Source organism: Staphylococcus sp. HMSC65H10 (genome assembly GCF_001839185.1).
Taxonomy (GTDB): domain Bacteria; phylum Bacillota; class Bacilli; order Staphylococcales; family Staphylococcaceae; genus Staphylococcus; species Staphylococcus simulans.
The window spans coordinates 12,811-27,547 of the sequence record NZ_KV840363.1 but is presented as its reverse complement, the minus strand read 5'-3'; the positions used below and the strand labels follow the sequence as shown (position 1 = coordinate 27,547).

Annotated in this window: 9 protein-coding genes; 3 read left to right on the top strand and 6 right to left on the bottom strand. The window is 35.9% G+C overall.

Translation table 11 applies throughout. The features are described 5' to 3' along the window. Positions 1-146 precede the first annotated feature (146 nt). Both HMPREF3270_RS08590 and HMPREF3270_RS08585 read right to left on the bottom strand, forming a co-directional pair. The gene (locus HMPREF3270_RS08590; RefSeq protein ID WP_083309968.1) at positions 147-2,000 is read right to left on the bottom strand and encodes an acyltransferase family protein; all 1,854 of its coding nucleotides are present in this window, start codon (positions 1,998-2,000) and stop codon (positions 147-149) included. Between the two features lie 302 nt (positions 2,001-2,302). Beyond that, entirely contained in the window at positions 2,303-2,611 is a 309-nt protein-coding gene (locus HMPREF3270_RS08585; protein ID WP_002481879.1) for a metal-sulfur cluster assembly factor, read from the bottom strand. 229 nt (positions 2,612-2,840) lie between these two features. Here HMPREF3270_RS08585 and HMPREF3270_RS08580 point away from each other — a divergent pair, with 229 nt between their 5' ends. The 3 genes from HMPREF3270_RS08580 (at position 2,841) to HMPREF3270_RS08570 (ending at position 5,643) form a co-directional block, all read left to right on the top strand. Continuing rightward, positions 2,841-3,686 (top strand): Cof-type HAD-IIB family hydrolase, encoded by an 846-nt coding sequence (locus tag HMPREF3270_RS08580; RefSeq protein WP_002481878.1) that lies wholly within the window; start codon positions 2,841-2,843, stop codon positions 3,684-3,686. Positions 3,687-3,790: 104 nt separating this feature from the next. Next, positions 3,791-5,113: a CoA-disulfide reductase gene (locus HMPREF3270_RS08575; protein WP_070848729.1), complete on the top strand. Its 1,323-nt coding sequence runs from the start codon at positions 3,791-3,793 to the stop codon at positions 5,111-5,113. 134 nt (positions 5,114-5,247) lie between these two features. Continuing rightward, entirely contained in the window at positions 5,248-5,643 is a 396-nt protein-coding gene (locus HMPREF3270_RS08570) for a YisL family protein (RefSeq protein ID WP_002481876.1), read from the top strand. Between the two features lie 175 nt (positions 5,644-5,818). Here the strand turns inward: HMPREF3270_RS08570 and HMPREF3270_RS08565 are convergent, their stop codons facing one another. From HMPREF3270_RS08565 to lepB, 4 genes are all read right to left on the bottom strand, one after another. Next, a complete protein-coding gene (locus HMPREF3270_RS08565) occupies positions 5,819-6,730 on the bottom strand; it encodes a fumarylacetoacetate hydrolase family protein (protein ID WP_002481875.1) in 912 nt (303 codons plus the stop codon). A gap of 161 nt (positions 6,731-6,891) precedes the next feature. Further along, a complete protein-coding gene (gene addA, locus HMPREF3270_RS08560) occupies positions 6,892-10,551 on the bottom strand; it encodes a helicase-exonuclease AddAB subunit AddA (protein WP_070848730.1) in 3,660 nt (1,219 codons plus the stop codon). Continuing rightward, positions 10,548-14,018, bottom strand: coding sequence for a helicase-exonuclease AddAB subunit AddB (gene addB / locus HMPREF3270_RS08555; protein WP_083326829.1), 3,471 nt, complete (start codon positions 14,016-14,018; stop codon positions 10,548-10,550). The genes addA and addB overlap by 4 nt, the downstream gene beginning before the upstream one ends. 138 nt (positions 14,019-14,156) lie before the next feature. Further along, complete coding sequence (gene lepB, locus HMPREF3270_RS08550; RefSeq protein ID WP_002481872.1) at positions 14,157-14,723, bottom strand: signal peptidase I; 567 nt, start codon at positions 14,721-14,723, stop codon at positions 14,157-14,159. Positions 14,724-14,737: the final 14 nt, after the last annotated feature.

The window sequence follows — 14,737 nt, the reverse complement described above, 5'->3', positions numbered from 1 at the left end:
TTTCAGTAAATTTTTCTCTTCTTTTTAAATCATTCCTCATATGCTTTACCACAAAACTTTTACCTATAACAAACTCACTCTAAATATAAGAAAAGAACTGAAATCAGCGTTCATTTTCCGATTTCAGTTCTTGTATTCGTTTCTATTTATTTGTCTTTTTTACTGAGACCCATTGTTTTAATGATTTCATCAGATAATGCTTTAACACCTGGATATTCTAAATGAATACCGTCATATGCGAAGTATTCAGGATGTCCTGCAGAACGTTTATACCAATCTACGAGTTTAACGTTTTTATGTTCTTTAGCCGCTTCTTTCATCAATTGGTTAACGTGTCCTTCATAAGAACGCGGCACACGTGTGTTGACTAAATAGATGTCCGCTTTACCGAATGATGCGATGACATCATCTAATTGTTCTTTATTGAAGTCACCATTCGTACCTAATTCAATAATGACTTGGTCGCCTTTTTTATTATAGTGACTGTAATTTTGTTCGATTAATGGTTTAGCTTGGTACATATTACGTCCGACTTTACCATCAATGACTGAATGCGGTACTTGTTCTTTAAAGCGTTCACCAATATCTACCATAACAGAGTCGCCGATTAATAAAGGTTTCACTTTATTGTATACTTCAACTTGTTCTTCTGGCTGCTTACCGCCGCCATTGCCTAAGAAATCAATTTTGCCATACGGCACTGGGCGTACCACATATTTATCAATTGAATTTGTATTGAATTGAGTCGCTTTATCCGCAGTTTTATCTTTACCGTAATGATCAAAGACACCTGCTAAAATTACCGCAAACGGAATCGCAATGACTAATAATGCCAGCCAATGAACCCAAATACGTTTTGATTTCGTTCTAAATGACAACATTTTAAAGCCTTGTTTTCTAAATGGTGTTTCAACATAACGATAAGACACTTCGGCCATAATGAATGTTAAAACAACATCTACGACATATACCCATACTGGAATTTGTCCTGCTACAAAGTAGCGATGCAATAATACGATAATTGGGAAATGCCATAAATATAAACTATATGAGCGTTGTCCGATATATACAAATAATGGATTGCCCATAAAGCGTGCTAATAAGCCGCTCGGATGTACCACACTTGCAATTAAGAAGAGTGTAATCCCTGAAATCAAGTAGAAACCACCGTTATAAATCCAGTAACTTTGGTCTTCTACAACGACAAATAAAGCCATTAAAATTGCTAATGAGATAACTCCCATCAAGTCAACTGACATACGTACCGCAAGCGGCGGATCTTTTCTCAAACGGTTCGGCGGCCATAAAAATGCAAGAATGACACCGAGTAATAACGTTTGCAAGCGTGTATCTGTACCGAAGTACACACGTGAGAAATTCATGCCAGGATGTGTAATCCACACCATTGCTAATAATGAAGCTAATGAGATAATCCAAAATATCAATACAATTTGTTTATGTTTCTTAACTTTAGCCAGTAATAAAATCAAAACTAAAGGAAAGAATAAATAGAATTGTTCTTCAATCGCAAGAGACCATAAATGTTTTAAAGGTTCAAATGAAAATTGGTCGAAATAATTGACATCTTTAGCGATATACCACCAGTTAGAGACGTAAAAAATAGCCGCAATCGCATCTTGTTTAACACGAAGTATTTCATCTCTTTGGAATAACAACGTGAATATCGTAGTTACACTGACCACAAATAACATTGCTGGAATCAAACGCTTAATACGTCTGTACCAAAAGCGCTTTAAACTGATCGTTCCTGTTTGATGATGTTCTATTAATAAAAGACTTGTGATTAAATATCCAGAAATAACAAAGAACGTATCTACACCAAGAAATCCGCCTGAAAGCCATTGTTTATTTAAATGGTAGATAAGAATACCGAGCACAGCAATTGCCCTTAACCCATCTAAACCAGGCATATAGTTCATTTTTTTAGGTTTTTCAGGTGATGCACTGTTCTGAGCTGAACTGCGTTTCAAATTAGTCATGCATTTACCTTTCTTTCTGATTTAAGATTTTGCGTGGTTCATTGTGCTCTATGTATGTGACAGAACACGTGAGTGTCATAATTACCAATTGTAATATTAATGTAATATTCTTGCAATATCAAGATATTTTATAGTTATTTGAATAAATCTTTTATTTAGCATGAATCGTACAACTCATTTATAACAATTTTGTGAACAAGTACAATTCGGGATAAAAAAAACGACTTATCGTCTTCAGCTATTTTTCATTAGCTTTAAACAAATAAGTCGTTTCATTTCTTATATCATTGGCATGATATCTCTTAGCTCACGCCTAAAGCGATTTTCGCATAGCGTGACATCATATCTTTATTCCATGGCGGATTCCAAACAACATTCACTTCAGTATCTTGAATTTCCGGAATTTCTGCAAGCGCCATTTTGATTTGTTCAATAATTTGCGGTCCTAAAGGACAACCCATTGATGTTAGTGTCATCTCTACTTTACATAAACCATCGTCTTCGAGATTGACTTTATATACTAAACCTAAGTTGACGATATCAATGCCGAGCTCAGGGTCAATTACGTTTTCTAATGCACCTAAGATATTATCTTTTAATGCTTCATCCATTATATTCACCTCTTTTATGCAATTATGGTTATTATCAATATATCAAATATCCGACAAAACTCCAATAAAATGCTATTATAGGAATACATTCACAAAAAAATGAATCAGCCTATTTATAGACAATGTTTCATATAAGGAGATTGAGCAGTGTTTATACTCAATTCATCCATTTCATGCGTCAAACCGCATTTAGATTTATTTATCAACTTAAGCACAAGGAGATTATACTATGGAACCTTATTTAATTTGTTTAGATTTAGACGGAACATTATTAAACGATGAAAAAGAAATTTCACCATATACATTTAAAGTTTTACAAACGTTAAAAGAACAAGGCCACCATATCATGATTGCGACAGGCAGACCTTTCAGAGCCAGCCGCCCTTATTATGACCAATTAGGCTTAAATACGCCGATTGTCAACTTCAATGGTGCCTATGTGCATAATCCGACAGATGCTGACTTCCCTGTCACACATGAGACATTGGATCCAGACTTGGCCTCAAGTATTATTGACGCATTACGTAATATGCAGGTAAAAAATATTATCGCAGAAGTAAAAGACCATGTCTTTATCGATACGTACGATGAACATCTATTCGAAGGTTTCTCTATGGGCAATCCTAAAATTGAGACTGGAGATATCGTCAGCCAATTAAATGAATCACCGACTTCTATTTTAATCGAAGCCGAAGAGCATATGATTCCAAGAGTAAAACAAATGTTGTCACGTTTCTTCGCAGAAAGTATTGAACATCGCCGCTGGGGTGCGCCATTCCCAGTTATAGAGATTGTTAAACGGGGTATAAGTAAAGCGAGAGGAATCGATAGTGTGAAAGATGCACTCGGTGTAGACCGTAATCACATTATCGCTTTCGGCGACGAAGATAACGATACCGAAATGATTAAATACGCGAAACATGGCGTAGCGATGGATAACGGCTTAGATGAACTGAAACACATCGCAAAAGAAACAACTTATTCTAACAACCAAGACGGTATCGGCCGTTATTTAAATGACTTTTTCAGTTTAAATATTCCTTATCAAGAAAACGCAAACGTGCATTCTTGTTAATATAAATCTTATCAATTCAAGGTTTGCAAGTGTTTTAAAGACAATCTATTATGACACTTTGTATCAACCTTGTTTTTTTATTACATCATATTGGAGGTAAAAACATGACACATATTATTATTGTCGGCGGTGTCGCTGGCGGCGCAACAGTCGCAAGCCAATTACGCCGATTAAATTCAGACTATAAGATAACGGTGTATGAGAAAGATCGCGATGTGACTTTTGCGAACTGTGGTCTTCCCTATTATTTAGGCGGTATTATTCCAGATCGTTCGCAATTGCTCAATTACACACCTGAAGGTTTAAAAGAACAAAAAGATATCGATGCACATGTCTATCACGAAGTCACACATGTTGATCCTTCTAAAAAAGAAGTGACAGTCAAAAACAGAGAGAATGGCGAAACATTCACAGACAATTACGATAAATTAATTTTAAGCCCAGGTTGTCGCGCAAACTCACTCCCACTGGACACTGATATGGCCTTTACACTACGTAACCTAGAAGATACAGATGCGATTGAAAACTACATTAAACAAAATAATGTTAAAAAGGTGCTGATTGTCGGTGCCGGCTACATTTCATTAGAAGTCTTAGAAAACTTATATCATCACGGTTTAGAAACAGTATTAATCCACCGCTCAGATAAAGTCAATAAATTCATGGATCAAGATATGAACCAAGTGATTTTCGATGCGATGGATGAACGCAAAATTGATTATCGACTCAATGAAGAAATTGACACTGTAGAGGGTAAAACGGTGCACTTCAAATCAGGTAAACAAGAAGACTTCGACATGATTATTGAAGGGCTCGGTATTGTACCGAACAATGAATCATTTAAAGATACTGACATCAAATTAGATGACGATGGTTATGTCCCAGTCAACGCATACTTCCAAACGAACTTTGAAGACATTTATGCGATTGGCGACATTGCCTCTTACTATTATCGTCATGTTGACTTACCAACACGTGTACCGCTAGCTTGGGGTGCACATCGTGCTGCCAGCATTGTAGCACAACATATCGCTTTAGACAGTGCTCCGCCGTTTAAAGGCTTCTTAGGCGCAAATGCGGTGAAATTCTTTGATTATACTTTAACGAGTGTCGGTATCTCACCAAACGAATTGAAACACTTTAATTATGGTATGACTGAAAATGAACAATACAACCATGCCAGCTACTTCCCTGGCGCAGAACGTGTCCATTTACGTGTCTATTTCGACAAAGATACACGTCGTATTTTACGCGCTGCCGCAGTCGGTAAAGCAGGTGCAGATAAACGTATTGATGTACTTTCAATGGCCATGCAAAACAATATGACCATTGATGAACTAACTGAATTTGAACCAGCCTATGCGCCGCCTTATAGTTCACCTAAAGATATTATTAATATGGTGGGTTATAAAGCGCAATCTAAATAATATATATTATTTAGAGAAAACCCATAAAACCATCAAGCATTCAAAAATAAATTCAAAATAATTATAATCATTATAATTAAGCTAAGGTTATATGTTATCATAGATACGGAATATTGAAGAAATGGGGAAATTACATGTTACATTTACACATTTTCAGCTGGGTCATCGGGATCATTTTATTTATCGCAGCTTATTTCAGTTTTAAATCACCCGGTGCACCTAAGAAAGCTTACAAACCGTTGCACATGGCATTACGTTTGTTCTTAGTACTGATCTTATTCAGTGGTGTGTGGCAAGTTGTTGTAGAATTCGCTACTGCAACAGGTAGTGCACATATGTTACTCACATTAAAAATGATTTGCGGTATCGCAGTTGTTGCTTTAATGGAAGTAACATTAATCCGTAAAGAACGTTCAGTTTCACACACAGGTTTATTCTGGGGTACAATTGTTCTAATCATTATCACAATGGCATTAGGCATTATCTTACCAGAAGGACCAATCTCAAGCCTATTCGGCATTGGTAATTAATAAACTATTTAAAGCTCGTCACTACATGTGATGAGCTTTTCTTATTGCGTTTAAACTTTAAGTGAAAATTAATTTTTCTATTTTGGATATTAAAAGACCCGAGTTGAAACAAATTCATTTCAACTCGGGCTTTATTATAATAATATGCTTAATTAAAAAGCATGATAATTATTAATTACTCTTCTTCTTTAGAGATAAAGTTAGTTAAAGTACCGATATTATCGATTGTAACTTTAACTTCATCACCAGGTTGTAAATATTGAGGTGGATTCATACCTGCCCCAACACCTGATGGTGTACCTGTCGCAATGATATCACCTGGGTGTAAAGCAACAAATTTAGAGATTTCTGCGATCAATTCATCAATTTTAAGAATCATTTGACTTGTATTGCCATCTTGACGAATTTCATTGTTTACTTTTGTGACGATATTTACGTCTTCAGGTGTCGGTAATTCATCTTTAGTAACGATATAAGGACCCATTGGGCAACCGCCAGTTAAGCTTTTAGATAAAAAGGCTTGGTCTTGTTGACGTTGTGCTGTACGGTCTGTGATATCGTTAATGATTGTATAGCCGTATACATAGTCTAATGCTAAACCTTTAGGGATTTTCTCGCCTGATTTACCGATAACAACCCCTAATTCACCTTCATAATCCAATGTATCTGTAATATCTTTATGGTTAGGAATTGTTGATTCATCACCTGTTAAAGATGATGCTGCTTTAGTGAACACGTATAAGCGTTCTACACTATGATTCAATTCATCCGCATGCTCTTTATAGTTACGTCCGAATGCAATCACATTGTTCGGCGGTGTCACAGGTGGTAAAAATTCTAAGTCTGCAAATTGTACTTTATAGTCTTCTGAATTTGGACTATCTGTTGCTGCGACAACTGCTTTACGCACTTGCTCTTGGAAATCTAATGTATGGTTTTGTTCTAAACCTTCTAATAAAGTCTTAGGATGGAAGTCGCCTTCACCAAAATCTGCGAAAACTTTTCTTAAATCCCAAGCTGCTTCTTCACGTTTTACTTTCACACCATACGATGTTTCATCATTATATTTGAATGATAAAAATTTCATTCAATATCAGCTCCTCATCTCAATCTTAATTTACATTATAACTGTATTTTCAGAAAAATAACAAATATTTAATAAACACTTCCAAATATAGGGAGTGATAATATGAAAATACAAACTAAACGTCTAATCCTCTTAATTATCTCTACCCTGTCCATTTGGAATTAATGCGAAGTGTCATCTAATCTTAATTCACCATATTGGAAGAAATACAGCGAACCTTTGACTTTCGTGTTTAAAATCGTCTCAAGTGCGGCTTGATAATAGTACATCTGTACTTTATAACGCGCTTTTAATTTTTCGCCGACTTCTTCATCTGTTTCACTTTTTCGTTGGTTAAAGGCGTCAGTTTTATAGTCCACAAAGTAATACTGATTATCTTGTCGGTAAATCAAGTCAATCATCCCTTGGATAATAGAAACATCTTCATTTTGATCCATTTCGTGATCAACTTTACTTTGGTTAACCACAAAAGGTACTTCGCGCATAATCTGGTCACTTTGCGCAATCTTCATATAAAGATCACTATTGATGAATTTAACAACTTCTTTCATACGAATGTCTTGTTTCGCATCATCTTCGATAATATTCTTCTCAATCAAATGATCAATATATTGATCTAATTCATCTTCAGTCATACGTTCAGTTTTAAACGGTAAATGCTGCATCACTGTATGCATCAATGTTCCGATTTCATTAGCTTTACGTTTTTGATGTTGACGTAAAAATTGCGGACGTTCATAAGTCGAAGCACCTAAACGGTATTGGCGGACACGTTCATAACTTGTGCCGCTTTCTTCTGTTTCTAACTGACGTTTCAATTCAGATACAGATTGTTTCGTCGGTTTGACCATATCTTTTTGATATGGATATTCAAACGCTAATTGTTGTTCAATTTGACGTTCTACTTCTGGTTGACCAGACTGATAATCAATAATATCTGCCACCGTACGATAATCCTCTTTGTCTTCTTCTGTTTCATCTGGTTTGATATCACCATAATCATCGATTTGAATTTCTACTTTAGGTTGAAGCGGTAATGCTAAATCATTAATATCTTGTTCAAACTTCAAATCATTAGTAATGCTGTGAGATTGATATTTCGCATAAATCGGATACATCAGTTCAAATGGCGTTTTCGCACTCAAACGGTAACTAACAGGCAATTTATCTCCTGCAATCGCTGTACCGACCATTTTATCTAGTGCTTGTTCACTCTTCACACGTCCAATTAAGAATAATTGCTCTTTGGCTCTTGTTAAGGCTACATACATTAAACGCATTTCTTCAGAAATAATTTCATTTTCATTAATGGCTTTAAGTGTCACAGAGGCAAGTGATGGGAATGTGATATCTAGTTCAGTATCAAAGTAAGTCAAACCTAATCCGTATTTTTGATTTAAAATCACTGGTTGACTTAAATCCTGTTTATTAAACTGTTTACTTAATCCAGAATAAATCACAAATGGGAACTCTAAACCTTTACTCGAGTGAATGGTCATCATACGTACCACATCATCATTCGGACCAACGACATTCTCTTCACCGAAGTCTTGACCTCTTTCAATTAATTCATCAATAAATCGAATAAACTGGAAGAGTCCTCTGAAGCTGGATTTCTCGAATTCTACAGCTTTATTGAATAAACCATAAAGGTTTGCACGTCTGCCTTTACCGCCGATTAAACCACTGAAATATTGAATCACAAAGCGATCATTGTAGAAGCGGTCAATCAATTGATAGACTGGATGTTTTAAACTGAACGCTTGATAAAACGCTAAATCATCTAAGAAGTCTTGAAGTTTTTGAACTAAGCGCACATCCGCTTCTTCACTCTGCATATAATGCTGAATCGATTGATAGAAATAATCATCATTCGGACTGACAATACGAATACTTGCGAGTTCATCTTCTGTAAATTGATAGATAACAGAACGCATCAGACCGACTAAATAGATGTCTTGAAGCGGGTTATCTACCGTTCTTAAGAAAGATAAGACCAATCTGACTTCAGTTTGTTCAAAGTACCCTTCTTTACTATTTACATGAAACGGAATATCTCGGTCTTTAAACACCTGCTGCAATGCACGAGAACGACTATATCCACGCTCTAAAATCACAATATCTTTATACGTCGATTTACGATAAGTCTTGTTCTTAATGTCATAGACTTCATGTTGATTTAAAATGGTTTCAACTTGATCTGCAATATATTCCGCTTCTTGTTCATCACCTGTGAGTTCAGATTCTGCTTCCTCAACTAAAACATTTAAATGTAATGGATGCGGTCTATCATCAAACGGTGCACCGAAATACAATTGTGCCGCTTCATCGTAAACAATCTCACCGACTGCTTCATCCATCATATGCTTAAACAAATAGTTGGTTGTAGATAATACTTCAGGTCTAGAACGGAAGTTTTGCGATAAATCAATGCGCATGCCAGAACTGCCATCTATATTGAAACGATTGTATTTTTCAATAAACAAACTAGGATCCGCTTGTCTGAACTTATAAATCGATTGTTTCACGTCACCAACCATGAAGAGATTACCATTTGTTTCGTCGCCGCGTTTCAAACAACTTAAAATCTGTTCTTGTACGCGGTTGGTATCTTGATACTCGTCCACTAAGATTTCGTCGAAGCGGTCTCGGTAATGACGTGCAATTTCAGTCGGATTCCCTGCTTCATCCATTAAAATTTGCAACGCAAAGTGTTCATAGTCAGAGAAATCTAAGATATTACGACTACGCTTTTTGAGGCTGAACTGTTCAATCACATCTTGTGTAATCTGTGCTAATACCGCTACCCTAGGTGCTAGCGTCTGCATATCCGCTTTTAAATCTTCTGCTGAACGTGAGAAATAATCTTTTTTCACTTTCTCAACTGCTGCTTTATAGTCATCATAATATGATTTCGCGAGTTTTAGGCCCTCTTCAAAGCCTTCATTCGCTTCTTTAAGCTTCTTGGTAATACTTGGAAAACGCTTTGGCAATTGATGTTCACTGATTAATTCAGTGTTTAACACATCTCCTTCCATAGCACGTGCTAAAAACGCACGCTCACCTTCAACCACTTCTAAATGTTTTTCGACGCCTGCGAATTCATGGTATAAGTCGTAACTCTTATTTAAATTTTCAAGTGCCGTATACATATAGACTTTCGCAATATTAATCAATAAGTCTAAGTACTCATCTTGAGTGTCAGTATTGTTATAAGGTTCTACTAATGATGACAGCCAAGCCATCGGTTGTGGATTCGCAACTGAAAAATAATACAGATTCTTAATGATTTTTCTGAACTTGTCATCACTTCTATCAGAAGATAAATGTTCTGTTAAATCAATAAAGGCTGGATCTAACGCATCATAATATTGTTCTAATACTTCATCTATAGTTTGTTCTAAGAGTAAGATGTTTTCAGCCTCACTACTGGTTCTGAAATTCGGATCAATTTCTAACACATCATAATGTTGCTGAATAAGTTTTAAACAAAAACTATGCAACGTCGAAATTTGAGCTTGATGAATTTTAACGCGTTGATTTTTCAAGTGTGTATTACTTGGATTTTCTAAAGATGCTTGTTGGATTCGTTGTTCGACGCGGTGCTTCATCTCACGTGCACTTAAATTGGTAAACGTCACAACTAATAAACGGTCAACATCAACCTCATCACGTAAGATACGTTGAATAATTCTTTCAACCAATACAGCCGTTTTACCAGAACCCGCTGCAGCTGCTACTAAAGTATCTTGGTCTTTCGCGTAAATACTTTTCCATTGGCCGTCTGTCCAAATCACATCATTCGGTTTTTCTGGTATCATGCGTCATCCTCCTCTTCTTCTGATGCTACTTTCAATAATTCTATCGGGTTAATCGTTTCATCTACTGTACGATAACGTTTACTGTCAATCATGCCGTCCACATGACACACGGAACGATAATTACAAAAACGACACGGTAATTTTTGGTCATATTTCATCGGAGCGACCTCAGTATGGCCATCCATTATATCAGACGCAATTTGTGTGAAGTTCTGCTTATTATGTTCAATAAATTTATAAATTGTATCTGTATCAGCGACTGGATTGCTTTTACCTAATGCGCCGCTTTTCAACATATTCAACGGTACAATATCAGAAGTAAATTGAGGTTCTAAGCGTGAATCTTCTGCCTCAATCACATCTGGATCATTATTGACCAAACCGCTTAATCTAAAGGATTTCAATAATTCTTTTTGACGTTTCTCTTCATCAATATCTGCCCAATTTGAGAACGTAACACGCGGTTCATGGACATGGAAATAAAGTAAGCCGCCAGGTTCAGTTTGTGCTGCTAAGTTTAGTCTTTCTTTATTTTGAAGCACGACATCCATATACGTCATCATCTGCATTTGGAGTCCATAATACACTTTAGTTAAATCTAATTCTGAACTGCCTTCTGATGACTTGTAGTCGATAATATTCACAAAACTGCGGTCTTGGTTCGTATACGTGTCAATACGGTCGATTTGGCCACGGATATTAATCGGTATGCCTTGTGTTGTATATAACGCTTCTGCTTGAAGCTGATCTGGATTTTTCGGTTTTCTTCTAAATGATTTTTCAAACGCTTGAGGTCTGAATTTAGAGAAACTGCCTTGGTATTTCAACGCAGTCAATGTAGATTGAACAATCGCACCGATACGTTGAGACATATAACGATAATGCGCAGTAGAATTCAATAGATTGTATTGCACTGTCGGCAATATTTGTTCTAAAGCTTCTGTTGTTAATTGACGTATCTGTTGATTTGTCAGGTTTTTGAAATCCCCTTGAACTTTATCCGCAATATATTTTAAAACTGCATGGAAGATATCTCCTAAATCAAAGTTCTCTAGTTTATATTTTGTACGTTCGTTCAAGCGTAAGCCATGAGAGGCATAGTGTTTGAACGGGCAATTTTGGTAACCTTCAAAACGCGATACACTGGCATTAATAGTTGACCCATACAAATCTTTTGTTTGTGTTTCATTCAGTTGTACGGTTTTATTATCATACGTCAATGCAGATGTCAGATAGTTTAAACCTTGTTTCAATTTATCGTGATGCATCATTGCTTGATACGCATCTAACCAAGACTCTGCGGTTAATTCATGATGCAACCAACTTTGAAGAGCTTCAAATAGATTGATTTTTGTTTGATGTGGGTGTTCCATTAACGTTAATGGGTTTTGTTGTGCAATAAAGGCGATATTTTGCACCTCTAAATTCGTATATAAATCTTTGATACTTTGGATAAATGGACTTGCTTCTTTTTCATCATTGTTTAAGCCCATTAAGCTATATGAGAACGTCACATAAGTAGTTGCACGTGTCATCGCAATATAGCACACAAAGGCTTCATCCATTTGTAAGATATCTGCTGTCGGACTCAGTTCTAATTGCGTTTCTTCTTGGAAGTATTTTTTCTCTTCATCACTGATTAAGCTTGAATTAGAAATCGCTTGGGGCATAATGCCGTCATTCATACCCACAATATAGACATGCGTTTTATTATCTACTTTTGCTAAGTCCATCGTACCGATAGACACTTGATCTAAAGTTTGTGGAATCATGACGAATTCTAATTGTTCTAAGCCGACATCGAATAATTCTAAGAAGCGTTTTTGTGACATTTCAGTATCTCCAAAGACTGTCGCAAGATCATCTAATGTTTGAATCAAACCATTCCAAACTTGATCAAGTTCTTCAGCTTGTTGATGTTTACCTGCTAAATCTAATTCATCACGTTCAGTCATTAATTGACTCGGTAAATTAAAGGCTTCGCATACTTTATAGAAAGCAGCCGCAAATTCTACTGCGGTATGTGCTTCACTTAAAGCTTGTTCAAATTTTAAAATATGATGCATCACAAAATCTTTTAAATCAATGACACGACGATACACTTCTTCTGTTTCTTCTGTCATCGGTTGGCGCTTTAAGCCCATTTGATTAAATTGTTCGATTTTGAAGTAGCTGTCATCTATCCAACGCTTTCCATAAATACCTCTTTCTAAGACAAAGTTTTCTAAGATATCTGTAAGGTAACGGCTATCTTCGTATTTACGTGTCAGCACTTGTGTTTTAAATAAGCGCATCAATGGTTCAAAACTCCATTTTGTTTCGATAACTTCAATGAGTGAACGTAGCATCTCCATCACTGGATGATGTGTCATAGATTTTTTTGTATCAATATTAAATGGAATATCGTATTCAGGCATGACATTTTCCATTAAATGCGCGTAGGCTTCATCACGGTAGAGAATAGCGACGTCTTGGAAGCGGATATTTTCTTCACGCGCTTTACGAATAATATCTCGCGCAATCGCATTCACTTCTTCACGTACATTAGAAGCTTCTAAAATATTAACGTGTCCGTTGTTTGGTTGCGGATTAACTTGAAGTGCGTCAAATTGTGTTTCTAATTGATTTAAATCTGAATTGTCGAAGCGATATTGTGTCGTAAACAGACGTTGGTTCAAGTTAATGTTTAATCGATTCGCAATCTCTTCTAAATGCGTTAATACAGATGATGTCTTTCTAAATAAACTAAATGGGTCTTTATTGCCATCAGTTGTCAGTAAAACATTTACAGATTTGGCATGTTTAACTAATGTTTCAATCATTAAATACTCAAGTGTTGAGAAGTTATGGAAACCATCTATGTATATCTCAGCACGTTTTAACCACTCAGAGTTTTCCATACATTCTACAAACTTATAAAGTGTATCTTCTGAAGAAACAAAGTTGCCTTTTAATCGTTCTTCTAAATGATGATAAACTAACGCAATATCATGCAGCTTATCTTGTGTTCTCGGTTGAAGCTGATTTTCAGCGATAAATAAATCTAATTGGTCAGGTGTGACCGCATACTTTTTAAAGTCTTGGATTTGTTCTGTCAATTTAGAACTGAAACCATAATACTTAACTTGCGATTGGTATAAATTTAATGATTTACGTTGGTCTTGCAAGATATCAAAGACCATCATTTCCATAGCACCTTTTGAAACGTAATCTTCTGTCAGACCACCGATTTCTTGAAAGATTCTATGACTGAGTCGTTCAAAGTGAAGGACTTCTGCACGTAAACTCCCGTTTAACTCTGGATCTTTCACAAAGTCTTGTTCAATTTGGAATGTACTTTGTGTCGGCGCAATGATAATAATCGGATCACCTAAAGGGTCTTGTTTCATTTTTTGTTTGATTTCGTCTAACATCGCATGGGATTTTCCAGTTCCCGCGCGACCGATATATGCGTTAAATTCAGTCACCTTTCTCACCTCTTTGTCATTTATTGTAGCACATATGTTCTCATAGTTTCGTGCTTCTTCCCTTATGAATGTAAAAAGAGTTGATACTTATTTTTGAATGAAAGTATCAACTCTTTTTCGTCTAATCTATCTTAACATTTAATTTTCTGCTGGATTGAAGTTCACTTTGAATTTCGTTAAAGGCCAGTAACGTAAGCTGACTTTACCGACAACTTGATCTTCTTTAATTAAACCGAATGAACGGCTATCTTTACTCACTTCACGGTTATCCCCAAGGACTAATAATTTTCCTTTTGGAATTTTATTTGTGCCGTCTGAGTTAGGCAAGTTTTTAACTTGAAGTGTACCTGTGATTTCATCGTAACTTTTATGTTTTTCATTATAATCTAAGTACGGTTCTTTTACTTTTTTACCATTTACATACAATACATCATGTTTGTATTCTACACTGTCACCAGGTGTTCCGATGACACGTTTTACATAGTCGCTGTTTTTATCTGCATGGAAGACAATTACGTTACCTTTATCAAGACCGCCCATTTTAAAGCCGATCACATTGACGATAACTTTTTCACCGTCTTTTAACGTCGGGAACATAGAATCTCCGCGTACAGTATAAGATTTAGCAACAAAATTATAAATCAATAAGATTAAAACCAATGCTATAGCTATGGCTATAATCCATTCTTTCAATTCTTTTTTCACTGTAAAAACACCTC